Source organism: Micromonospora sp. NBC_01739 (assembly GCF_035920385.1).
GTDB lineage: Bacteria > Actinomycetota > Actinomycetes > Mycobacteriales > Micromonosporaceae > Micromonospora.
This window is the reverse complement of the sequence record NZ_CP109151.1, coordinates 3,638,149-3,660,984: the sequence shown is the minus strand read 5'-3', so window position 1 is coordinate 3,660,984 and position 22,836 is coordinate 3,638,149. Positions and strand designations below refer to the sequence as shown.

Annotated in this window: 21 protein-coding genes; 11 read left to right on the top strand and 10 right to left on the bottom strand. The window is 70.1% G+C overall.

The genetic code is table 11. The annotated features are described in order from the left end of the window. Positions 1–47 precede the first annotated feature (47 nt). The 3 genes from OIE53_RS16350 to OIE53_RS16340 all read right to left on the bottom strand — a co-directional run bounded on the left by OIE53_RS16350 (position 48) and on the right by OIE53_RS16340 (position 4,346). A complete protein-coding gene (locus OIE53_RS16350; RefSeq protein ID WP_327022409.1) occupies positions 48–1,874 on the bottom strand; it encodes an AfsR/SARP family transcriptional regulator in 1,827 nt (608 codons plus the stop codon). 39 nt (positions 1,875–1,913) lie between these two features. Further along, the gene (locus tag OIE53_RS16345) at positions 1,914–2,939 is read right to left on the bottom strand and encodes a glycosyltransferase family 2 protein (RefSeq protein ID WP_327022408.1); all 1,026 of its coding nucleotides are present in this window, start codon (positions 2,937–2,939) and stop codon (positions 1,914–1,916) included. Between the two features lie 201 nt (positions 2,940–3,140). Then, on the bottom strand, positions 3,141–4,346 hold the full coding sequence (locus OIE53_RS16340; protein ID WP_327022407.1) for an endonuclease/exonuclease/phosphatase family protein: 1,206 nt from the start codon (positions 4,344–4,346) through the stop codon (positions 3,141–3,143). Between the two features lie 394 nt (positions 4,347–4,740). Here OIE53_RS16340 and OIE53_RS16335 point away from each other — a divergent pair, with 394 nt between their 5' ends. From OIE53_RS16335 to OIE53_RS16290, 10 genes are all read left to right on the top strand, one after another. Beyond that, positions 4,741–5,772 (top strand): NAD-dependent epimerase/dehydratase family protein, encoded by a 1,032-nt coding sequence (locus OIE53_RS16335; RefSeq protein ID WP_327022406.1) that lies wholly within the window; start codon positions 4,741–4,743, stop codon positions 5,770–5,772. A gap of 28 nt (positions 5,773–5,800) precedes the next feature. Next, positions 5,801–6,790, top strand: coding sequence for a UbiA prenyltransferase family protein (locus tag OIE53_RS16330; protein WP_327022405.1), 990 nt, complete (start codon positions 5,801–5,803; stop codon positions 6,788–6,790). A 24-nt stretch (positions 6,791–6,814) separates the two neighbouring features. Then, entirely contained in the window at positions 6,815–7,963 is a 1,149-nt protein-coding gene (locus OIE53_RS16325; protein WP_327022404.1) for a glycosyltransferase family 4 protein, read from the top strand. Between the two features lie 49 nt (positions 7,964–8,012). Continuing rightward, the gene (locus OIE53_RS16320) at positions 8,013–8,975 is read left to right on the top strand and encodes an aldo/keto reductase (protein ID WP_327022403.1); all 963 of its coding nucleotides are present in this window, start codon (positions 8,013–8,015) and stop codon (positions 8,973–8,975) included. A 44-nt stretch (positions 8,976–9,019) separates the two neighbouring features. Then, complete coding sequence (locus tag OIE53_RS16315; RefSeq protein WP_327022402.1) at positions 9,020–9,442, top strand: VOC family protein; 423 nt, start codon at positions 9,020–9,022, stop codon at positions 9,440–9,442. 258 nt (positions 9,443–9,700) lie between these two features. Then, entirely contained in the window at positions 9,701–10,675 is a 975-nt protein-coding gene (locus OIE53_RS16310; protein WP_327022401.1) for an ABC transporter substrate-binding protein, read from the top strand. Positions 10,676–10,750: 75 nt separating this feature from the next. Continuing rightward, positions 10,751–11,551 carry an ABC transporter permease gene (locus OIE53_RS16305; RefSeq protein WP_327022400.1) on the top strand — a complete coding sequence of 267 codons (801 nt, stop codon included), beginning with the start codon at positions 10,751–10,753 and terminating at the stop codon, positions 11,549–11,551. Continuing rightward, on the top strand, positions 11,548–12,402 hold the full coding sequence (locus tag OIE53_RS16300) for an ABC transporter permease (RefSeq protein WP_327022399.1): 855 nt from the start codon (positions 11,548–11,550) through the stop codon (positions 12,400–12,402). The genes OIE53_RS16305 and OIE53_RS16300 overlap by 4 nt, the downstream gene beginning before the upstream one ends. Then, the gene (locus OIE53_RS16295) at positions 12,395–13,207 is read left to right on the top strand and encodes an ABC transporter ATP-binding protein (RefSeq protein WP_327022398.1); all 813 of its coding nucleotides are present in this window, start codon (positions 12,395–12,397) and stop codon (positions 13,205–13,207) included. The genes OIE53_RS16300 and OIE53_RS16295 overlap by 8 nt, the downstream gene beginning before the upstream one ends. A 41-nt stretch (positions 13,208–13,248) precedes the next feature. After that, positions 13,249–14,130 (top strand): PaaX family transcriptional regulator, encoded by an 882-nt coding sequence (locus tag OIE53_RS16290; RefSeq protein ID WP_327022397.1) that lies wholly within the window; start codon positions 13,249–13,251, stop codon positions 14,128–14,130. Here OIE53_RS16290 and OIE53_RS16285 read toward each other — a convergent pair. Genes OIE53_RS16285 through OIE53_RS16270 form a run of 4 tightly spaced genes read right to left on the bottom strand, consistent with a single transcriptional unit; the run spans position 14,054 to position 17,927 of the window. Then, positions 14,054–15,580 carry an acyl-CoA synthetase gene (locus OIE53_RS16285; RefSeq protein ID WP_327022396.1) on the bottom strand — a complete coding sequence of 509 codons (1,527 nt, stop codon included), beginning with the start codon at positions 15,578–15,580 and terminating at the stop codon, positions 14,054–14,056. The two genes, OIE53_RS16290 and OIE53_RS16285, sit on opposite strands and share 77 nt — an antisense overlap. Before the next feature lie 44 nt (positions 15,581–15,624). Beyond that, complete coding sequence (locus tag OIE53_RS16280; protein ID WP_327022395.1) at positions 15,625–16,077, bottom strand: MaoC family dehydratase; 453 nt, start codon at positions 16,075–16,077, stop codon at positions 15,625–15,627. A gap of 17 nt (positions 16,078–16,094) precedes the next feature. Continuing rightward, positions 16,095–16,976 (bottom strand): amidohydrolase family protein, encoded by an 882-nt coding sequence (locus OIE53_RS16275; RefSeq protein ID WP_327022394.1) that lies wholly within the window; start codon positions 16,974–16,976, stop codon positions 16,095–16,097. A gap of 24 nt (positions 16,977–17,000) precedes the next feature. After that, entirely contained in the window at positions 17,001–17,927 is a 927-nt protein-coding gene (locus tag OIE53_RS16270; RefSeq protein ID WP_327022393.1) for an SDR family oxidoreductase, read from the bottom strand. A gap of 85 nt (positions 17,928–18,012) precedes the next feature. Between OIE53_RS16270 and OIE53_RS16265 the strand changes: the two genes are divergently transcribed. Next, a complete protein-coding gene (locus OIE53_RS16265; protein WP_327022392.1) occupies positions 18,013–18,480 on the top strand; it encodes a MarR family winged helix-turn-helix transcriptional regulator in 468 nt (155 codons plus the stop codon). A gap of 59 nt (positions 18,481–18,539) precedes the next feature. On the opposite strand, the gene OIE53_RS16260 is transcribed toward OIE53_RS16265, so the two are convergent. The 3 genes from OIE53_RS16260 to OIE53_RS16250 all read right to left on the bottom strand — a co-directional run bounded on the left by OIE53_RS16260 (position 18,540) and on the right by OIE53_RS16250 (position 22,812). Next, complete coding sequence (locus OIE53_RS16260) at positions 18,540–21,008, bottom strand: DUF6351 family protein (RefSeq protein ID WP_327022391.1); 2,469 nt, start codon at positions 21,006–21,008, stop codon at positions 18,540–18,542. Between the two features lie 118 nt (positions 21,009–21,126). Continuing rightward, positions 21,127–22,005 carry a PaaX family transcriptional regulator gene (locus OIE53_RS16255; protein ID WP_327022390.1) on the bottom strand — a complete coding sequence of 293 codons (879 nt, stop codon included), beginning with the start codon at positions 22,003–22,005 and terminating at the stop codon, positions 21,127–21,129. 9 nt (positions 22,006–22,014) lie between these two features. Continuing rightward, positions 22,015–22,812, bottom strand: coding sequence for an IclR family transcriptional regulator (locus tag OIE53_RS16250; protein WP_327022389.1), 798 nt, complete (start codon positions 22,810–22,812; stop codon positions 22,015–22,017). Between the last annotated feature and the right edge of the window lie 24 nt (positions 22,813–22,836).

Genomic DNA, 22,836 nt, shown 5'->3' with positions numbered 1-22,836 from the left:
GCTAACCGTGAACCGCTTGCTTCTTCCTTGTCAGACCGTCTCGCCGGTCATTTCTCCTGGAGCCCGGCGAAGCGTTCCCGGGCGTACAGCCGCAGGAGTTCGCCCATCCGGTAACTGCCCGGCGCCGAGGTCTCCAGAAGCTGCACGTCGACCAGCCGCTCCAGGATGCGTTCGGTGTGTGCCTCGGAACGGGCGAGCAGCCGGGCGGCCGTGGACCGGCTGAGTTCCGTCATCGTCGAGGTCCCCAGCAGCTTGAAGGCCTCGGCGATGGCCCGCTCCGAGCGGTCCGCGCTGCCGCAGAGCCGGTCGTAGGAGCCGGCCATGCTGGCTCGCAGGCCGACCCCGTCGAACTCCAGATTGTCCAGCCGGCGCCGCTCGTCGGCGAGCCGGTCGCGCAGCTCGGCCAGCGGCCAGCCGGGGCGGGCCACCAGGCGGGCCCCGACGATGCGCAGCGCCAGTGGCAGGCATTCGCACCACTCGGCGATCGCGGCCGCGGCCTCCGGCTCGGCGGCCACCCGTTCCGCTCCCACCCAGTGGCTGAGCAGCGCGATGGCGTCGGCGATGGTCAGCGGCCCGACCCGCAGCTGGCTGACGTCACCGAGACCCGCCAGCGGCTGGCGGCTGGTCACCAGGGTTCCGCAGCCGGCGCCGCTGGGCAGCAGGGGTCGCACCTGGGCGGCGTCGACGGCATTGTCCAGCACCAGCAGCAGCCGCCGTCCGGCCACCACCGACCGGAACTGGGCGGCGGCCTCGTCGACCTGCTCCGGGGCGCAGGTGAAGCTGCTGACCCCGAGGGTGCGCAGCAGCCGGGCGAGGGCGTCGACCGGGGTCAGCGGCTCCGCGTCCACGCTGGTGCCGCGCAGGTCGATGTAGAGCTGGCCGTCCGGGTACCGGTTGGCCAGCTTGTGCGCGGCGTGGATGGCCAGGGTGGACTTGCCCACCCCGGCGGCTCCGTAGATCGACACCACCGGGGCGGAGTCGGTCGTGCCGGCGGGGTTCAGACAGTTCAGCAGGGGGGCCAGGTCGTCGTGACGGCCGGAGAAGCGGGCGATGTCGGCGGGCAGTTGCCGTGGCACCTGCCGTACCGGCGCGGAGACCGTCGCGACCGTGCCGGAGTGCGGCTCATCGAGTTCGCCGCGCAGGATGGCGACATGCAGGTTCCGCAGTTCCGGCCCGGGTTCGGCGCCGAACTGATCGACGATCTGGGCCCGGATGTCGACATAGGACTGCAAGGCCTCCGGGGTACGCCCCATCGAGCACAGGGCCCGCATCTGCAAGGCCACCAGCGGTTCGGCCAGGGGGTACGAGCCGAGGATCCGACCCAGCCGGTCGACCACCGCCTCCGGGTTGCCCAGTCGCAGTTCCTCCATGCTCCAGGCGGCGGCCAGGCTGATCAATTGGGAGGCCACGCTGCGCCGGACCCGGTTGGCCCAGTCGCCGGCGAGGGTGGCCAGTGGGTCCCCCCGCCACAGGTCCATCGCCTCCCGCAGGGCGCCGATCCGTTCGACGTCGCTGGTGCGTACTCCGGCCCGACCGGTGTCGATGAGCTGGTTCAGTCGATGCAGGTCGACCTGCTGGCGGTCGACGTTGAGGACGTACCCGTCCCCGTGGCGGCTCAGGCTGACCGGTCGACCGGAGTCGTCCTGGACCTGGGCGAGAGCCCGGCGCAGCCGCGCGACATGCGCGTAGAGCGCGCTACGGGGCGCATCCGGAGCCGCCGGGCCCCACACTCGCTCGGTCAGGGTGTCGATGGACACCGGGGTGCCGGCGTCCATGGCCAGGGCCGCCAGGACGGCACGCCGTTGACGTGGTCCCACGTCCAACGGGCCGTCGGCCGCCTCCACCTCGACGGGCCCCAGTAGTCGGATCCTCACACGCTCTCCCCCTGATCACGCCGAACCCGACCGCAGTCCCTAATGGACTTCGGCCGGTGTCCGGTACCTCTGTCGAAAGCGCGCGTCGAGCACGTAGCGCAGGCCACCGCTCAACGCACCCGCGGAAATCGCGAGACTGTACAGAAAGCTGAGAAACGCGCTGGGCGGAACCATCCGCCAGCCCGCAGTGCGCCGCACGTAGTTGAAGAGCGGCAGGTCGACGCTGATGAACCAGGCCAGAAAAGCGAGAGGTACGGCCGCCAGGTAGGGAGAGACCAACACCAGGGGGAGGCTGGCGGTGGCCAGAGAGGCGGCTGCGACCTCGGCGGGCCGGTGGGTTGCTTCCCGCTCGGGCTTGAGCTCGCGTTGCTTGAGCACGAGGGGGACCAGCGAGCCGGCTCGCCGGTAGAGCTTGCGCAGAATCGAGGAGAGCTGGTCGTCGTCGTCGTGGTAACCGATCACGGACAAGGTACGGATGACCGGGTAATGCTCGGCGATGCGGAGGCTGAACTCGTGGTCCTCGTTGGCGTACTGGCCCAGCAGGCGCTCGTCGAAGGCCCCGATCTCATCGATGACCCAGCGGGGGATGGCCCCGCTGGCGAAGTGGCCGGTGCGGGCCGCCCCCAGCTTGCGGGTGGCCCGGTAGTGGCCGTACAACACCTGCACCCACTCCACCACCCCGTCGTCGACCAGGGGACGGTCGCCGTAGACGCCCCACACCGCGCCGTAGGAGGGGTTCTCCTGGAAGATCTTCACGGCGTTGGCGACCGCCTCGGGGGCCAGGGCGACGTCGGAGTCGAGGAAGAACAGGATGTCGCCCCGGCTCGCCGCTATGCCACGGTTGCGAGCCGGACCCGCGCCCACATTCTCGGTCAGCGCGATCAGGGTGCAATCGAGTTTTCCGACAATATCCCGGGTGTTGTCGGTGCTTGCGTCGTCAACGACAATGACCTCGACCGACGGGTGGGTCTGGTGCAATGCCGAGAGCACACTCAGAGCTATGGTCTTGGCGCTGTTGTGGCAGGGTATTACCACCGACACCAGTGGCGTATTTCCGGAATTCATTGATGCTCCTCGGGCAGGATTTCGACTGCGCTGGGAGGTGGGCGACGCGCCTACTCATCGGTAATCTCTCGTCGCTGAGAAGACCCGTCGATCACCCTAGTACACAACCAACAGCCGTTGACAGTCGTAGATCACCTGGTGGGCGCTAAAACGTCCGGAATTGGTGTCTTCGCCTGCTCGGCGTCAATGTGACGATCATCTCTATTTGGGGGCAGAGATGACAAACTGTTGCGCCTTGTGGTCGGACAACCCCCGGGGCATGGTCAACTCGTAACGGTGCACGGTGATGTCCGGGGTGGTGAACAGCCAGTCGATGCGCCACAGCCGCGGCTTGTCGCCCACCGGCCAGGTGACCGGGTAGAGCGAGGTGAGCACCTTGGTCTGGTCGACCAGCCGGTCGGAGACCATGTCGAGCAGGTTCATCGAGGGCGAGGTGTTCAGGTCGCCGGCCATCACCGCCCGGTTCGGGTTGTTCTCCAGATCGGCCGCGATGGCTTGGTAGCTGGCCTGGCGGATCTCGAAGTTGAACCGGTCGATCTCGAACATGTTCCGGTCCTCGTCGCTGCGCAGCAGCAGGATCCGCACCGGCGGCTGGAAGATGTGCGCGTTGTAGAAGGAGACGACCTGACCGTTGACCTCGATGTCGGTGCGCAGCCCCTGCGAGGTGTAGAACAGCGGCCGGTCGATCAGGGCCGACGGCACCGGCTTCAGGTCGTCCGGCAGGTACGGCGTCGAGTCCAGCCAGGCGTGCCCGACCACCGGCAACCGGGTGATCGTCATGTTGCGACCCTCGCGGACGATCGTGTACCCGGGGAAGGCGGCCGCCAGCTCCGCCGCCTGATCGATCTCGTACGCCTGGGCGAAGATGTCCACCAGGGAGTCGTCGACATGGGCGTACTCGTGCAGCATGTAGACGTCGGCGTCCATGTCCCGCAGGAAGCTGTAGAACTGCTCCGTGGTGGTGCGCTGCTCACCGCCGTTGCGCCGGTCCTGGTCCCAGTACTCGGTGTTCCAGGTGACCACCTTGATGGCGTCGGCCGGTGCCGGCGGCGGGGTGTGGAAGATCGTCGCGAAGTTGATCCCGCTGTAGCCGACCCCCAGGACCAGGGCCAGCAGCGCCGCCCCGACCAGCTTCCAGCGCATCGAGCGGGCCAGCCAGGCCACCGGCAGCAGCACCACCGGGACCGCCGCCCAGACGATCGGCGGCAGGAGGTCGATCGGACCCCACACGTAGGTCCGGGCGCTGAGCAGGTGGTGCAGCGCGACGACGACCAGCCAGCCGAAGCAGGCCACGGCGGCGAGACGTAGCCCCCACCGACGCCCACGGGAACGGGTACGGGGTTCCGGCGACGGCGCTGGTTCCTTTTCGTCCATTGTCGCGGTCGTGCTTGCCGCCGCTTCCGTCATGGCAACTCCTTTACGTCACCCCGGTTCCTGCCGAGAGCGGTACCGGCCTCGGAAAAGGTATCGACGTAGACCTTGCTGGAAGCTTGTTCCGCACACCAAGGAGGGGGCAATCGTCGGTCGCTAGCGTCACGAGTGCCAATACCGGATTCTGTCGACCTGGAAGGAGCGCGGATGGCGTACGCCCAGCTTATCGGTGCCGACCGGGTGTGGTGTCGGGCCTGGCCCGATGTGCGAATTGCACGGTATCCGGTGGCCGGTCCCGATTGGTCGGCGCGGCTCGCCGCGTATGACTCACCGGTGAATTACTTGATAGCGCGAATGTTTGAAACCTGGTCGTCGTTGAGACGTCACATCGTCGTCAAGAAAACGGCATTTTTCGACACGGGAGGCGGAAGTGCACGCAGTGGTGACCGGAGCCGCCGGCATGTTGGGCACCGCGTTGTTGGCCAGACCCTGGCCGGGAGTGACCTGGACCGGGGTGGACATCCGGCCGCTGGCGCCGAGGGTCGAGGGCAAGGCCGCCTTCATCCGGGCCGACGTCCGTGACGTGGACGCGCTGACCCGCGCCTTCCGCTCCGCCGACGTGGTCATCCACTCCGCGGCGGCCCTGCCCAGCCACCGGTCGGCGGACATCCGCTCGGTCGACGTGGACGGCACCGAGGCGGCCCTGGAGGCGGCCCGCCGGGCCGGGGTGGACCGCTTCGTGCACATCTCCTCCACCGCGGTCTACGGACTGCCCAGGGACTGCCCCACCCCGGAGGACTACCCCTGCGAGCCGGTCGACCCGTACTCGGCGGCCAAGCTCGGTGCCGAGACCGCCGTGCTGCGGCAACGTGAACGAGGGCTCTGCGCCCCGATCGTGCGGCCCAAGACCTTCCTCGGCGAGGAGCGTCTCGGCCTGTTCGCCATGCTCTTCGAGTGGGCCGACGAAGGCCGGCACTTTCCGCTGATCGGCGGCGGCGACGTCGCCACCCAGATGCTCGACGTCGAGGATCTCTGCACGGCCATCCAGTTGATCTGCGAGGCCCCCGACGACGTCGCCAACGACACCTTCAACATCGGCGCCCGGGAGTTCCGCACCCTGCGGGAGGACTTCCAGGCGGTGCTCGACGCCGCCGACCACGGCAAGCGGGTGCTGGCCATGCCGGTGGGGCCCGCCGTCGCCGTGCTGCGGGTCCTGGCCGCCACCGGGCTGTCCCCGGTCTACAAGCGACTGGTGCACAAGCTGACCCGGGACTCGTACGTCTCGATCGACCGGGCCACCCAGCAGCTCGGATTCGATCCGAAGTTCAGCAACGAGCAGGCCCTGCTGAAGACGTACCACTGGTGGCGGGCCAACGCCGCCGGAACGCGGCGCAGCGCCGGACGTACCCACCGCGACCCCTGGAAGCAGGGCGCCCTGAGCCTGGCGAAGGCGCTGTTCTGACACTCCCCGGAGCAAGGAGAGGTCCGCCATGAAGCACGCCCTGGAAGCCCCGAGCGCCGCGTCACCGGAGGTGCCCGTGGTCACCGTCGACCCGGTGGCCGCGGTGCAGGCGCTCAGACCCCTGGCCCGCCTCGGCGGGATGTTCGCCCTGCTGCGCCCCCGCCAGTGGCTCAAGGGCGTGCTGGTGCTGATGGCGCCGCTGGTGGCGTCCCCGGAAGCCGCGGTGACCCAGGTGATGCCGCTGCTCGGCACCCTGCTGGCCTTCCTGGCCGCCTCCTCGGCCGTCTACATCTTCAACGATCTGCGTGACCGGGAGCGGGACCGCCTGCATCCGGTCAAACGCAACCGTCCCCTGGCCAGTGGACTGGTGAGCACCAGCGCCGCGCTGACCCTGCTGTTCCTCCTGCTGGCCGGCACCGCTGCCCTGTTGATGCTGCTCCCGATCCTGGTCGGGGTCATCGTCGCCGGCTACCTGGCCATCAACCTGTGGTACTGCCTGGCGCTCAAGCACCAGCCCCTGGTCGACGTGTCCGTGGTCTCCGTGGGCTTCGTGCTGCGGGTGCTGGCCGGCACGATCGCGGTCGGCATCGCCGTCCAACCGGCTCTGCTGATCGGGGTCTACTGCGCCTGCCTGGCGCTCTCCCTCGGCAAGCGGCGCCACGAACTCGCCGCCCTGTCGGCCGCCGGTGGCGAGGCGGGCGACCATCGTCCGGCGCTGCGGTCGTACTCGGTGCCCTTCCTGGACCAGGTCGTGCTGGTGAACCTGGTGGCGGCCCTGGTCGGCTATGTGGCCTTCATCTGGGCCCAGACCCCGCCGTACGGGCCGGTCACCGCCGGGCTGACCTTCCCGTTCGCGGCCTTCGCGGTGCATCGTTACCTACAGATGATCGCCATGGGCGGTTCCGGCGGGGACCCGGTCGAGGACCTCTTCCGGGACCGCGCGATGGTGGTCAACGTCGGTCTGTGGGCCGCGGTGCTGGCGCAGGCGATGCTGACCAGCTTCTGGCACCCCTGGTAACCGAACGACATCCTGGAGAAGCCCGTGAGCAGCAAAGACTCCCCTGAATACGACCTCTGTGTCGCGGTCAACTACTACTCGCCCTACGTCAGCGGGTTGACCGAGGTGGCCAGGGTGCTCGCCGAAGGTCTGGCCGAGCGGGGCTGGCGGGTGGCCGTGGTCGCCGTCCGGCACGACCCGTCCCTGCCACTGCGGGAGAGCCGCAACGGCGTGGACGTCTACCGCAGCCCGGTGGTCGCCTCCATCAGCCGAGGCCCGGTCAGTCCCGGCTTCGCGCCTCTGGTGCGCCGGATCGCCCGCCGCTCGCAGGTGGTCAACCTGCACCTGCCGATGCTGGAGGGGGCGCTGATCACCGCCCTGCCCCTGGGGGTGCCGGTGGTCAGCACGTACCACATCGATCTGTGGTTGCCGCCCACCCTGGTGACCCGGGCGGCGATGGCGGCCGTGCGGGTGTCGTCGCGGATCACCCTGCGCCGTTCGAACGCCGTCGTGGTCAACAGCGACGACCAGGCCCAGTACTCCGAACTCTGGTCGATCCTGCGGGCCAGCCAACGCTCGGCGATCCCCGCCCCCTGCCTGGACCGCCGGGGCGGCCGGCCGAACTTCCGGGAGACCGAGGGCCCGCACATCGGCTTCCTCGGCCGGATCGTGCCGGACAAGGGCCTGGACTACCTGGTCGCCGCCTTCGCCGAGATCACCGACCCGCAGGCGCGGCTGCTGCTCGGTGGGGACTACCTGACGGTCGCCGGCGGCAGTGTGATCGACCGGATCCGGGCCGCCGCCCAACGGGATCCCCGGATCCGGATCCTGGGGCTGCTGCGCGGTCAGCAGATCAATGACTTCTACGCCTCGATCGACGCCTTCGCCCTGCCCTCCGTAGCGGAGTCCTTCGGCATCGCCCAGGCTGAGGCGATGATGTGCGGCATCCCCTCGGTCACCACCGACCTGCCCGGCGGGCGGTACCCGGTGCTGGCGACCGGGATGGGCCGGATCGTCCAGCCACGCGACCCGGTCGAGTTGCGTGCGGCGCTGCTGGACGTGCTCGGCTGGGACGCCGACACCCGGCGCGAGGGCGCGAAGCGGGCCATCGAGGAGTTCAGCGTCCAGGGCTGTCTGGACCGGTATGCGACCCTGTTCCGGGCTCAGGGTGCACGGGCCAGCGCATTGATGTAGACCATCGTCCCGTCCGGACGCCGGGCGGGAATCTGTCGCGGAGGTAGGCATGCAGAGCAGGGATTTCGGTCGTCTCGGCAGCGTCAGCGCGCTGACCCTGGGTGGGGGCGGGATCGGCGGGGTCTGGGGGCAGACCGATCACGCCGAGGCGGTGGCGACCGTGCAGGCCGCCATCGAGGGTGGGATCACCATGCTCGACCTGGCGCCGACCTACGGTGACGGCTACGCGTCCGAGCAGGTGGCCGGCGCCGCCCTGCGCGCCATGCCGGCCTCCGACGTCCTGGTCACCAGCAAGATCGAGCTACCCGAGCAGGACGGGGGCGATCTGCCGGAGAAGATGATCCGCAGCCTGCACGCGACCCTGGACCGCATCGGTCGCGAGCACCTGGACCTGTTCCTGCTCCACTCTCAACTGCATCCGCACGGCTGGGCCGGCCCCACCCCCCGGACCCTGGGCTGGGATCTGTACCTGGATCAGGTGGTCCCGACCTTCGAACGACTGCGGGAAGAGGGCAGGATCCGGGCCTGGGGGCTGACCGGGGTGGGTCACCCCCAGACCGTCATCGAGGCCATGCAGCGGCAGCCCCGCCCGGACGCGGTCCAGGCGGTGGTGAACGCCCTGGACCTCAGCGGCGACATGTGGCTGCTCGGCTCCTCGGCCGAGCCCTGCAACGACGAGATCCGGCAGGCCGCAGTCGACACCGGGGTCTCCGTGATCGGGATCCGGGCCGTGGCGGCCGGGGCCCTCACCGAGGGCATCGACCGGCCGGTGGACGACGACTCCCCGGTCGCCCTCGACTTCGCCCGGGCGCAGCGGTTCCGGGCCCTGGCGGCGGAGTTCGGTGAGTCCCCGGCCTCCCTGGCCCACCGGTACGCCCTGAGCGTCCCCGGGGTGGCGACCGTGGTGCTCGGCGTGAAGAACCGCATCGAGCTGGCCGAGTGCCTGGCCGCCGAGGCCCGTGGTCCACTGACCGAACAGGAGCGAAAGGCCCTGCACGACCTGCGGGCCTGACCCCAGCGGCCCTTGGCTCGGCCTCACGATCAGGAGTGGACAGCATGACTTCGCGCTTCGGCTATGGCCCCGAGCACGACTCCGGCCTGGGTTTCGGTCTGCACCACGTCCAGTTAGCCATCGCCCCCGGCAGCGAGGACGCCTGCCGGGGGTTCTACTGCGGCGTACTGGGCCTGGTCGAGGTGCAGAAGCCGCCGGTGCTCGCCGCCCGTGGTGGCCTGTGGGTACGGGGCGATCGGTTGGAGATCCACCTCGGGGTGGAGCAGGACTTCCAGCCGGCCCGTAAGGCCCACCCGGGCATCGTGGTGGGTGACCTGGACGCCTTGGCCGCCCGGCTGGAGGCGCACGGGGTCGAGGTGACCTGGGACGACAACTTCCCCGGACACCGTCGTCTGTACGCGTACGACAATCTCGGCAACCGGCTGGAGTTTCTCCAGCCGGATCCGGAGAACCCAGCGCAGTGGTGATCTCGGCGCGGTGACCTGGTGGTGACGACCGGCGGGCGCGGCCAGCAACGACCCGGTCCGGGCCAGCCCCGGGCCGGGTCGTCTTTGTTCAACTTATTCATGACGGGCGTCAGAATTTCTTGACTTCCGGTGCTGGGTGACTGACCATGGCCAACACAGCGAAGTGACCTCTCCCACAGTGGAAGGTCACCGGCAACTCCGTGGCATCCGCCGATTTCTGACGCACCCCACCACCCCCGCCCAGGAAGGGCCCCGTCCATGAAGAAGGTCATCGCCCTCGGGCTGATCGCCGCCACCGCGATCGCCCTCACCGGATGTACTGATTCCGATGCCTCCTCCCCGTCCGACTCCACCGACGGCGACCTGCGCCAGGTCCGGGTCGCGGCGCTGCCCATCACCGAGACCGCCGCGCTGTGGGGCGGCATCAAGGCGGGCATCTTCGCCAAGCGCGGCCTCAATGTGGAGGTGCTGCCCGCCCAGGGTGGCGCGCAGGCCATTCCGGCGCTGCTCAACGGCGACATCGACTTCGCGATCGGCCAGCCCTTCGGCCCCTTCCGCGCCGACCTCCAGGACCTCGGGGTCGTCGTGATCGGCAACTACGCCTCCTCGTACGCCGAGGGCGACGACATCAACGCCGTGGTGGCCTCGGCCAAGTCCGGCATCACCCGCCCGGCCGAGCTGGCGGGCCGCCGGGTGGCGGTGAACAGCCTGGGTGCCGCCGGCGACGTGACGATCATGGCGGCGGTCGAGAAGGACGGCGGTGACCCCTCCACCATCAAGTTCGTCGAGGTGGCCTTCCCGGACGCCCCGGCGCAACTGGAGGCCGGCAACATCGACGCCGCCTGGGTGCCGGAGCCCTTCGTCACCCAGCTGCGCAGCCGGGGGGACACCTTCATCGTGGCGCCCTACCAGGCCGTCGTGCCGGGTCTGACCACCCTGACCACGATCACCACCAAGGAGCGTACGGAGTCCGACGCCAAGCTGGTCGACGACTTCGCGGCGGCGATGAAGGAGACCCTCCAGTGGGCCCAGGACCCCGCCAACGAGGCGGCCGTCCGGCAGGCCATCAAGGACAACCTCCAGCTGCCGGAGCCCGTGGCGGATTCGGTGAAGCTGCCGGAGTTCGGCTGGGACCTGGACCGCACCAGCCTCCAGACCCTGGCCGAGCTGGCCCAGAAGTACAAGGTGCTCGACAAGCAGCCGAACCTCGACCGGCTCATCCAGCAGAAGTAGCTGTCGCCGCCAGGCCCTCCCCGGCACCCGAGGCCGGGGAGGGCCTGACCGGGCGTCCCCGATTCCGGGAGTGACATGGCCGTCCCCTCCACCCGACGCCTGCGCGGGCTGCGCAAGGCGCTGCTGGGCCTCGTCGGCCTGGCCGGATTCCTCGTCGTCTGGCAGTTGGTCCCGACCCTGGGTCTGATCAATCCGCAGTACCTGCCGTACGTGACGGACGTGTTCGCCCGGTTGGCCGAGGAGTCCGTCGACCTGGCCTTCTGGCGCCGGTTGGGCGCCACCATGAAGTCCTGGGCGATCGGTCTGACGGTGGCCACGGTCGCCGCCGTGGTCCTCGGCACGATCGTCGGCCTGGTGTCCTTCCTGCGCCGGGCCACCCACACGGTGGTCGAGTTCCTGCGGCCGATCCCTTCGGTGGCGCTGATTCCGCTGGCCGTGCTGATGTTCGGCATCCAGATGGAAGCCGCCCTGGTCATCATCATCTACGCCTCCTTCTGGCAGGTGTTCGTGCAGGTGATCTACGGGGTGGCCGATGTCGACGCGGTGGCCCGGGACACCGCCCGCAGCTTCGGTTTGACCCGTCGCGAGCAGTTGACCCGCCTGGTACTGCCGACCGCCCTGCCGTACCTGATGACCGGGGTGCGGCTGGCGGCGGCGGTCGCCCTGATCCTGGCCATCACCGCGGAGATGGTGATCGGCAACCCCGGCCTGGGCACCCTGATCGAGTTGTCCCGCTCCGCCGGGGACTCCGTCGGCCTGTACGCCTTCGTGGTGGTCACCGGTCTGCTGGGGTTGGCGGTCAACCTGGTCTTCCGGTTCGTCGAGCGGCGCACCCTGTTCTGGCACCAGTCCATCCGAGGGGAACAGGCCCGGTGATCAAGCAATCCGACCAGACCCCGGTCGTCGTCGGCGAGCCGGCGACCAGACCCGCAGTCGTACGCAGACGGGGTGTCGGCACCCGGATCGCGGCCGGCTTCGGGTACTCCCTGGGGTTGCCGATGCTGCTGCTGGTGATCTGGGGCCTGGTGGCCACCCGGTCGACCAACCGGTTCTTCCCCGGCCCGCTGACCATCTACGACGCCTTCGTGGAGACCTGGGTCGGTTCCGCCTTCATCGAGGACGTGCTGCCCAGCCTGTACCGCCTGGGTCTCGGCATCACCGCCTCGGTGCTGATCGGCATCGCCGCCGGCACCATCATCGGTCTGGTCCAGTGGCTGCGTGAGCTGCTCGAACCCCTGCTGGAGTTCTTCCGGGCCATCCCGCCGCCGGTGCTGATCCCGGTGGTGATGCTGCTGCTCGGCATCACGGACACCATGAAGGTGGTCGTGATCGTCTCCGGGGCGATCTGGCCCATCCTGTTGAACACCATCGAGGGGGTCCGGTCCACCGACAGCGTGATGACCGAGACTGCGGACTCCTTCCAGATCACCTGGTGGGAGCGGCTGTGGTTCCTGGTGCTGCCGGCGGCCAGCCCGCGCATCATGGCCGGGGTCCGGCAGGGCCTGTCGGTGGCCCTCATCCTGATGGTGATCTCGGAGATGTTCGCCTCCTCCGCCGGCCTCGGCTACCGCATCTCCTACTTCCAGCGCAACTACCTCATCGCCGAGATGTGGAGCGGAATCCTCCTGCTCGGTCTCGTCGGCGTCTTCCTCGCCGTCGTCTTCGGAATCGTCGAGCGGCGCGTGCTGCGCTGGTACCACGGAATCAGGGAGGTCAACCGTGTCTGACCGGAGCACCCTGCTGCGGGTGGAGCATCTGCGCAAGGTCTACGAATCGGCCACCGGCAACGTCGAGGCGATCGGGGACATCAGCTTCACGATGGCGGCCGGTGAACTGGTCTGCATCGTCGGGCCCTCCGGCTGCGGCAAGACCACCCTGCTGAAGTGCCTGGCCGGTCTGCTGCGCCCGACCAGCGGGTTGGTGGAGATGGAGGGCGCCCCGGTCACCGGACCCAGCCCGGCCATGGCGGTGGTGTTCCAGGAGTACGGCCGCAGTCTCTACCCCTGGCTGACCGTACGGGGCAATGTCGAACTGCCCTTGCGGCACAAGAAGCTCAGCCGCGCCGAGCGGAACAAACTGGTCACGGACGCCCTGACCGTGGTGGGCCTGGATCATGCCGCCCGCAGCCACCCCTGGCAGTTGTCCGGGGGGATGCAGCAGCGGGTGGCGATCGCCCGGGCCATCGCGTACCAGCCCGAGGTCATGATCATGGACGAGCCCTTCGCCGCGGTCGACGCCCAGACCCGGGCGGACCTGGAGGACCTGGTGCGGGAGCTGCACACCAGCCGCAACATGTCCATCCTGTTCGTCACCCACGACATCGACGAGTCGGTTTACCTGGGAGAACGGGTACTAGTATTGTCCAAGTCGCCGACCTGGGTACAAGAGGATCTCGCGATCGATCTGCCGCCTGTGCGTGATCAGATCACCACCCGCGCCCTGCCCCGGTTCACGGAACTGCGGACCCACGTCTACGACCAGATCCAGCGGGCCAAGCGCGGGCAGGTCGTCGCCCCACAAGCGGTGCGGTGACCGCCGCTGCCGCGACGAGGGATACGCCGAAAGGGAGGGCTGTGCGCAGTCGTCAGCCGAAGCAACTGCTGCTCGCCTTCTTCGGCGAGCACGTGGTCGACGCCGCCACCGGGCCGATCCGGGCCAGTGCTCTGATCAGTGTGCTGGAGCCGGCCGGTGTAGCCGCGCCGGCCACCCGCGCCACCCTCGACCGCCTGGTGGGCAGCGGCATCCTGGCCCGGACCAGAAACGGCCGGGAGACCCTGTTCTCGCTGACCGAGCACGGGGCGGCGGTGCTGCGTGAGGCCACCGACCGGGTCCGGGGCCCTAGGCCCTTCGACCCGCAGGGCCACGGGTGGACCCTGGTCACCTTCTCCATCCCGGAGGGGCAGCGGATGCTGCGGCACCGGCTGCGCTCGACCCTGACCTGGGAGGGCTTCGCGCCGCTGCGCGACGGGCTGTGGCTGGCCCCCGGTGAGGTCGACCTGGCCGGGTCGTTGGAGCCGTTGCGGCAGGATCTGCCACCGCACACCGTGATCGCCTTCCACGCCCGGGAGCTGGCGGGCTTCCCGATCGGGGAGAGCGTGCGCGCCGCCTGGGACATCGAGGCGATCCGCCGTGAGCACCTGGCCTTCATCGAGATGTGGGAGGATCCGGCCGCGGTGGATCTGGCGCCGAGCGCCCTGACCGTACGGACCATGCTGGTGGCGGACTGGCTGGCGTTGCTGCGGGCCGATCCCCGGCTGCCGGCCGAGTTCATGGACGCCCAGTGGCCGGCCACCCGGTCGGCGGAGACCTATCGCCGGATGCACGAGAAGTTGGCCGAGGCCTCCGCCGCCGAGTTCGCCGACCTCATCGAGACCCCGGTCAGGCGCCGAAGCGGGCGCGCAGCTCCGCCTTCCGCACCTTCCCCGACGCGGTCCGGGGCAGGTCGTCCACGATGACCACGTTCTTCGGCAGCTTGTAGCGGGCCAGCCTGCCGTCCAGATGCGCCCGTACGGCCTCCACATCCACGGCCGCCCCCTCCCGTACGGTCACGATCGCCCAGGGCACCTCGCCCCACCGCTCGTCCGGTACCCCGATGACGGCCGCCGCGGTGACCCCCTCCAACTCGCCGAGCAACTGCTCGATCTCGGCGGGGTAGATGTTCTCCCCACCGGAGATGATCATGTCCTTCAGTCGGCCGGAGATGTACAGGTAGCCCTCGGCATCCAGGTAGCCGAGGTCGCCGGAGCGGAACCAGCCGTCCGGGGTGAAGGCGTCCGAGGTCGCCTCGGGCAGCCCGTGGTAGCCCGGGAAGACGTTCGGCCCGGCGATCTGGATCTCCCCGACGCTGCCGGTGGGTGCCGGCTGCCCGGTCACGTCCGTGATCCGGACCTGGGTGAAGAAGTGCGGCAGCCCTACGCTGCCCTGCTTGGCGCGGGTCATGTCCGGGGGCAGCGAGGTGGCCCCCGGTGAGGCCTCGGTCATGCCGTAACCCTGGGAGAAGGACAACCCCCGGGCCTCGTACGCGTTGAGGATGCGCGGCGGCACCGCCGAACCCCCACAGGTCAGCTTCGCCAGGGTGGACAGGTCGGTCGATGCCCAGTGGGGGTGGTCGGCCATCAGTTGATAGGTGGTGGGCACCCCGCTGAGCATGGTCACCCCGTGCCGCTCGATCTGCGCCAGGGCGCGTCCCGGCTCGAAGCCCTTCTCCAGCACCATGGTGGCGCCCTTGAGGATGACCGGGAGGGCACCCATGCCCAGCGAGGCGACATGGAACAGCGGGGAGATCATCAGCGCCACGTCGGTAGAGACGACGTCGTAGTCGACCACGCAGTTGAGCGCCACCCAGGTCAGGTTGCCGTGGGTCAGCACGGCCCCCTTGGCGCGGCCGGTGGTGCCGGAGGTGTAGATGATCGCCGCCGGGTCCTCCGGCCCGGTGGCGACCGGGCCGGCGGGGTCGGGGGCGGTGTCGCGGACCAGTGCCGCGAGCCCCGGGCGCTGCGCCTCGCCCTCACCGGTGACCACGATGTGCGGCGTCTGCTCGGCCGTGCCGGCCGCGGCCACCCGGGGGGCGAACTCGGGGTCGTGGATCAGCACCCGGGCACCGCAGTCGGTGAGCACATGGGCGATCTCCGGCGGCGCCAGGCGGGTGTTGACCGGGACGAAGACCGCACCCAGTTGCGCCGCGCCGAACATCACCTGGAGGAACTCGGGACTGTTCTCACCCAGGTACGCCACGGTGTCGCCCTTGCCGACCCCCAGCCGGCGCAGCACCGCGGAGATCCGGTCGGCGGCGTCGGCGAACTGGGCGTACGTCACCGTGGCCCCCTCGCCGTGGACCAGGGCTACCTTGTCGGGGGACTTGAGTCGGCGCTTGGACATCCAGGCGCCGATTCCGTGCTGGTGCATCAGCAGTCTCCTGGTGGTGGAGGTGGTGTGCCGACAGCGGGTGCTCAGGCGTAGAAGCGGTACAACCCTCGGGCGACGACGGCGGGCTTGCTGCCCCCCTCGACCTCGATGGTCTGGTCGACCGCGATCTGGTAGCCGCCCCGGACCTCGGTGACCTCGGCGATGGTGGCCCGCATCCGGACCCGGGCGCCGACCGGGACCGGGGCCGGGAAGCGCACCTTGTCCAGGCCGTAGTTCACCTTTGTGGTCACCCCCTTGACCTCCAGCAGCTCGGTCCAGAAGGGAACGGCGAGGGAGAGGGTGAGGAAGCCGTGGGCGATCGGCGCGCCGAAGGGCCCGGCCTTGGCCCGCTCCGGGTCGACATGGATCCACTGGTGGTCGTCGGTGGCGTCGGCGAACAGGTTCACCTGGTCCTGGGTGACCGTGCGGTACTCGGTGTGACCGAGGTCGGTGCCGGCCAGGTCGGGCAGCTGCTCGTACGCGATGGTGGTGGTCATGGCGGTTCCTCTCGTCGTCACCGGGCTAGGCGTAGCAGTCGGGCCGCGTTGTCCTTGAGGATGCCCGGGAGCACCTCGGGTTTGAGGTCGGTGGCCGCCACGTCGCGCAGCCAGCGATCGGGGGTGATCAGTGGATAGTCGGTGCCGAACAGCACCCGGTGCTTGAGCATCGAGTTGGCGTAGCGCACCAACTCGGCCGGGAAGTACCTGGGACTCCAGCCGGACAGGTCGATCCAGGTGTTGTGTTTGTGGGTGGCCACCGACAGGGCCTCGTCCTGCCACGGCACCGAGGGGTGGGCCATGATGATCTGAAGGTCGGGGAAGTCGGCGGCGATCGGGTCGAGCAGCATCGGGTTGGACAACCCCAGCCGCAGGCCGTAGCCCCCCGGGGTGCCCGCACCGATCCCGGTCTGTCCGGTGTGGAAGATCGCCGGCACCCCGGCCCGCTCAATCAGCGCCCACAGCGGGGCGTACTGCTCCTGGCTGGGGTCGAAGCCCTGCACGGTGGGGTGGAACTTGAAGCCGCGTACCCCTTCGTCCTCGATCAGCCGGGTGGCCAGTTCCAGGGCGGCCTCGCCGGTGCGCGGGTCCACCGAGCCGAAGGGGATCAGCACGTCGGGGTGCTCCGCCGCGGCCCGGGCGATGTCGGCGCTGGACAGCGGCGGGTGCTTCAGCTGGGTCCGGGCGTCGACCGTGAACACGACCGCGGCCATGTTCCGTTCCCGGTAGTACTGCGCCACCGCCTCGACGGCGGGCCGGGGCCCGTCGGTCCGGAAGTACTTCGACACCGCGGCCACGAGTGGCTCCGGCAGCGAGGCGTGACCGTGGTCGTCGACCTCGATGTGGACATGCATGTCGATCGCCGTGACGGCGGCCAGGTCGATCGCGGGCTGGTACATCAGCGCAAACCTTCCTCGGGTGGGTCAGGAGGCCGCGGGCTTGAACTCCTCGGGGAGTTCGGGGAAGCGTTCGCCGACGCTCTGCATGGCCGGGGCGAACTCGGTGGGCCAGGACTGCACCAGGGCCTCGTAGGTCCAGCCGCCCTCGCAGTAGGCGGAGAGCGCCGCCTCCGGGTGGGTCCAGATCTGGAGCCGGTCACCACCGACGCCGATCACCTGGCCGGTCACCGAGGCGGCCGCGTCGGAGCCGAGGAAGGCGATCAGACCGGCCACGTCGTCGGCCGTGCCGAAGCCCAGGTCGTGCCGGAAGAAGGCCGGCATCGGCTCACCGTTCGCCTCGGCCTGCACCGCCGCGGCGAAGTAGGGCACGGTCGCGGTCATCGCGGTCGCCGCCACCGGTACGACCGTGTTGGCGGTGATGCCGGCCCGCTTGAGTTCCAGGGCCCAGGTGCGGACCATGCCCACGATGCCGGCCTTGGCGGCGGCGTAGTTGGTCTGGCCGAAGGTGCCCCGCTGCCCGGTGGGCGAGCCGATGCAGATGATCCGGCCACCCTCGCCGGCCTGCCGCATGTGCCGCACGGCCTCCCGCACGGTGGTGAAGGTGCCGCGCAGGTGCACGTTGATCACCGTGTCGAAGTCCTCGTCGCTCATCTTCCACAGCACGGTGTCGCGCAGGATCCCCGCGTTGGTGACCAGGATGTCCAGCCGCCCGAACTGTGCGACCGCGGTGCTGACCAGTTCCTGAGCGGTCTCGGTGGGGCCGACCGGGGCGGTCACCGCGACGGCCCGCCCGCCGGACGCCTGGATCGCCGCGACCGCCTCGGCCGTGACCGTGGCGTCGACGTCGTTGACCACGACGGATGCCCCCCGGCGGGCCAGCTCCTTGGCGTAGGCGAGGCCGAGACCCCGACCGGATCCGGTGACGATCGCGACTTTGCCGTCCAGTGACATGGGTGCTGCTCCTTTGCGTCCATCCGATGTGAGCACAAACCATTGAAAAAGTCAATTATTTGTGAAGCTTGCTACCATCGTCGTCATGTCCCCTATCGGAAGGACCCGGCCGACCGGACGCGACCGGCTGCGGGACAGCGTGCTCGCCGGGGACCTGAGCTTTCTGCTGGCCCGCGCCAACGCCCTGACCCTCGCGGCGGCCAACGCTGCCCTGGCCGAACACGGGCTCAAGGCCCGCTCCTACTCGGTGCTCGCCCTCGCCGCCGACGACGTCCGTCCCACCCAGCGGGAGCTGGCCGAATTTCTGCGGCTGGATCCGAGTCAGGTGGTGGCGTTGGTCGACGGGCTGGAGAAGCGGCAGCTCGTCGAGCGCCAGACCGATCCCGCCGACCGCCGGGCCAACGTCCTCGTCGCCACCGAGGCCGGTCGGGCCCTGTTCGCCCGGGCCCAGGAATCCGCCCGGGCGGTGGAGCTGGGCCTGCTGTCGGCCGTGACCCCGCAGGACCATGAGCGGCTGGCCCAACTGCTGCGGCTGCTGGCCTTCCCCGACTGATGCCGCGAACCGGGCGGTGCCCTGCTGGCACCGCCCGGCCCCGGTCATCCGAGCTGCGACTACGGTCCGGCGCAGTCGACGGCCGGGTAGCCCCGGATCTGGGCGGTGGTCACCGCCTGGCCGTCGAGCGAGCCGGTAACCCGGACCGTCGCCGACCCGGTCGGCACCGCCGTCACCCGCGTGGCGAACTGCTGGAAGGCGTTGCCCCCGGCCGCCACCCCGGCGAAGGACCGCTGGCCGTACGCGCTCTCCAGGGTGATGTCCACCGGCGCGTCGTGGTGGTTGCGGACCTGCACCACCAGGTATCCCCGACCGGCGATGCACCGGGCCTGCACCGTGGTCGTCACCGGCAGCACCGGTCGCACCGCAGGCTCGGCAGACCAGCGGATCCAGGTGTCCGCCAGCGGCACCTGCCCGACCCCGGGCCTGGACCAGTCGCAGACCCCGCCGGGGAAGACCGCCTGCAGGCGCTGCCACTGCTCATCGGTGAAGCTCACCCCGTAGGCGGCCCGGTCCAGCGGCGCCAGCTGGCACTTGAGTACGGCGGAAGTGGTCGGACCGCCGGCGACCACCCGGGGATTGCGGTGGAAGGGGAACAACTGGTTGCACTGGGCGGCCGGATCCAGGGTCAGGGCCTCCACTATCCGGTCACCGTCGGCTGCGATGCAGCCGTCGGCCAGGCCCGCCGGCCGGGACAGCCGGGTCAGGGCCACCTCGTCCAACTCCGGCCGGGCCGCCGCCAGCGCCGTGCGGGCGGTCAGCCAGGCCTCCATCTGCTCCAGCGCCAGGGTCGAGGCGGTGTTGGCGGCGGTCCCCGGGGCGGCGGTGATGCTGATGTGGTTGTCGGCGTTGCCGTTGGCCGCGACGATCCGCTCCCGCATGGTCCAGGACCGGAACCGGTCGTGGAAGTCGCCGGAGGGGTCGGTGTAGCCCCGGGTCTCGATGATCGGGGTCCAGCGCAGTCCGCCGTCGAACTGGTTGATCCGGCCGGTCTCGTAGGCCACCTTGATCGCGTCCACGTCCGCCGAGGTGCGCTGGGGGGTGCGGTTGCCCTGCACGTCCAGGCCGCCGATGCCCTCGTTGAGCCGGACGAACTGCTCCGGGGTGATCGTGCCGGACTCCAGGGTCTGCAGGCCGTACTGCACACCCACCGTGTCCGGGATGATCGGCCTGCCGAAGCCGGTGGCCGGGTCGACGCCGTACACGTTGGAGATGAAGTCGGCCATCGCGCACCGCAGGCCGGTCGGGTTGGTGACCGGGTGGTACCGCTGCGCGGCCGGGACGTGGCCCGGGCAGTTGGCGGGCCAGTCGACCCCGTCGAAGAACTGGTAGCCGAAGCAGGTGTTCGGGCTGGCGAAGCCGGTCACCGCGGTGTGCTGGGCGGTGGACAGCCCGGCGGCGGAGGCGGCCTGGGAGATGAAGCGGCACTCGTGGCCGCTGACGGTCGTGGACCGCTCGTCCGGGTAGCCGATCTGGCCGATCACCCCGTCGATGATGCCGGGGTACGCGTTGGAGATCAGCAACTGCTGCATGGTGCCGGCCGAACCGCCCCAGCCCATGGTGAAGGCGGGCACCCCGTACGTCTCGATGAAGTGTTCCTTGACCATCAGGGCGGTCTCGGCCGAGGTCACGTCATTGCAGTTGTTGGCGAACACGTTGAAGGTCGAGCTGGCCACCGCGTAGCCCCGGCTGAGCAGGCCGTGGTCCATCACCCCGCCGGTGCTGGTGGCCTGGGTGTAGCCGATGCCACAGGCCCCACCGAAGGTGTAGACCAGCCGCTCGTTCCAACCCTCCGTGCCCGTCCAGGGGTCCGGCACCGGGGTGCCCGGCTCGTGCAGCAGGGCGATCTCGTAGACCGCCCGGTTGATGGTGCCCCGCTCTACCCGCACGATGTACGGGACCGTCCGGCCCTCGATGGTGGTGGTCGTGGCCAGGTTGCCGGGCAGCGGACCGTCGGGCAGGGCGGCGAAGCTGCCGGCGGTGGTGCGGTACTGGTACGTCACCCGGGGGGCGGCCACATGGCAGTTCTCGTCGACCGGCCCCAGGTTCCAGGGGCTGCCGGAGGCGGTGCAGACCAGTGGGATGTGCGGGCCGGAGAGGACCGGGCCCTGCGCGGGGTGGTTGACCAGGGTCAGCTCGGCCGTGGGACGGCCGTTGCCGTTGCCGTTGGCGCGGATCTGGAGGGTGTTCTCACCCAGCGGCAGCTCATCGACCAGGCCGAGCAGGGTACGACCGTCGCCGACCGGGCGGAACTGGCTGCTCAGGTTGCGGCCGTCCAGGTGCACCCGCACCTGGTGCGGCGGAACGTTGCGGGGCACCTCGATGCGGACCAGGGCGTCACCGCCGCTGACCAGGTCGGCGCGGGTCGAGACGACCGCCACCTCGAAGGAACGGTCGATACCCGCACCGGGCGGCGGGGCGGCCAGGGCCGGCACCGCTGAGCTGCCGACCAGTGTGGTGGTGGCGAACGCCGTCAGGGCGACTTTCCAGGATCGGTGCGGTTTTCCCCAGGGTCGACGTAGGTGCATGGCAGGGCCCCTTTCAGCCGGGAACGGGCGGCTGGACCTCCTGGTCACATGTGCACGGGGAACCTAATGCGAAATCTGATCGTGCGTCAACGAATCTGCAATCTATCTACTTCAGACGCTACTTCCCGGCCTCCGCGGCCCGCAGGATCTGCTCGAAACGCTGTTGCGCCGGCCGGGCCAGGGCCTGGGAGATGTCCAGGAACAGGGTCCGCGCCTGGGCCCGGGGGAAGGAGGCCGGCAGGAAGGTGGCCGGCAGGTCGGGATCCTCACCCACCAGGGCCCGCCAGTCGTTGACCATCTCGGTCCGCCGCACCAGCGCCTGCGCCGGTGCCACACTGCCCGCGGTGGCCTTCCAGGCCAGCTCCCGGTGTCGCTCCAGAAAGGACTGGTACCCGGCGGCCAGCTCGTCGATCCGCCAGGCGGCCTCCAGCCGGGCCCGGCCACTGGGCAGCAGATCCAGGTCGGTGGCGCGCAGCACCACGGCGTCACTGATGCCCAGTTCGCTCAACTGCTCCCGTACCTCGTCGAAGCGGTCGTGCGGGGTGACCCAGGTGGCGTCGTACAACGGCGAGAAGGTCAACCAGCGCAGCCGGGCCCGCAGCAGCCGGCGCAGGTTGGCGTCGTCCAGCGGCAGGGTGAAGGCGATCAGGGTCCACCGGCCGTCCCAGGTGCTCCCGTCCGTGCTGGCGAAGATCCGTCGGGCCCCCCGCTGGAGCAGGTGCCAGGCCGACTCGGTCAGCCGGTAGCTGGTGCGGCGGCCCTCCTTGGTCCGCTCCAGCACCCCCCGCTGGGTCAACCGGCTCAGGGTCGCCCGGGCGTTGGCGGGTGCGATGTCGAATTCGGCCAGCACGGCGACCAGCCCGCCGGAGGGCAGGGGGGCGTGCCCGGCGTGCCAGTAGTCCCCGAACAGCGTGACCAGCAGCCGTTGGGCGCGGGCCCGTCCGATCGCCGCCGCGCTCTCCGACGGTGTCTCCAGCGCGTGATGGAGCTCGGACATCCAGTTAAGTTACTGGGTCTCCGGGCGGGGTGGTGACGGCACCCGGCCCGAGGGCTGCCGGTACGAGGCGCCCAGGGCCCGGGACAGGGTCCGCCCGGCGGCCTGCACCAGCGGCGCCAGGGCCAGGGAGTCCGCCCGGTCGTGGGCGACCACCAGGGAGATCGCGGCCACCACCTGCTCGGGGGTACGGATCGGTGCGGCGACCGAGAGGGCGTCCATGGTGACCTGCCGGTCGCTGACCGCGTACCCGACCCGGCGCACCTCGGCCAGGCAGCGGCGCAGCCGCCGGGGGTCGGTGATGGTCAGCTCGGTGTAGCGCTCCAGGGGTGCGGCCAGCACCTGCTCCTGGACCTCGTTCGGGGCGTAGGCGAGCAGGACCAGCCCGACCCCGGTGGCGTGCAGCGCGAACCGACCCCCGACCCGGGTGAGTACGGGCACCGCGTGCCGCCCGGCGATCCGCTCGATGAAGACGAGTTCCAGCCCCTGCCGGACGGCCAGTTGGACGTTCTCGTGGGTCACCTCGTAGAGGTCTTCCATGATCGGTAGGGCCAGCTCCCGCAGCCCCAGACCCCGGGGGGCCAGCGAGCCCACCTCCCACAGCCGCAGACCGATCCGGTACCGCCCGTCCTCACCCCGCTCCAGCGCCCCCCAGGCGACCAACTCCGCAGCCCGACGGTGGGCGGTGGGCAACGGCAACCCGGCGCGGCGGGCCAACTCGGTGAGGGTCAGCGCCGGAGCGGCCGGGGTGAAGGCGTCCAGCAGCGCCAGCACCTTGCTGGTGACCGACCGGCCGGGCTGCGCCTGCATCCCGCCATCATCGCGCCTGCGCCG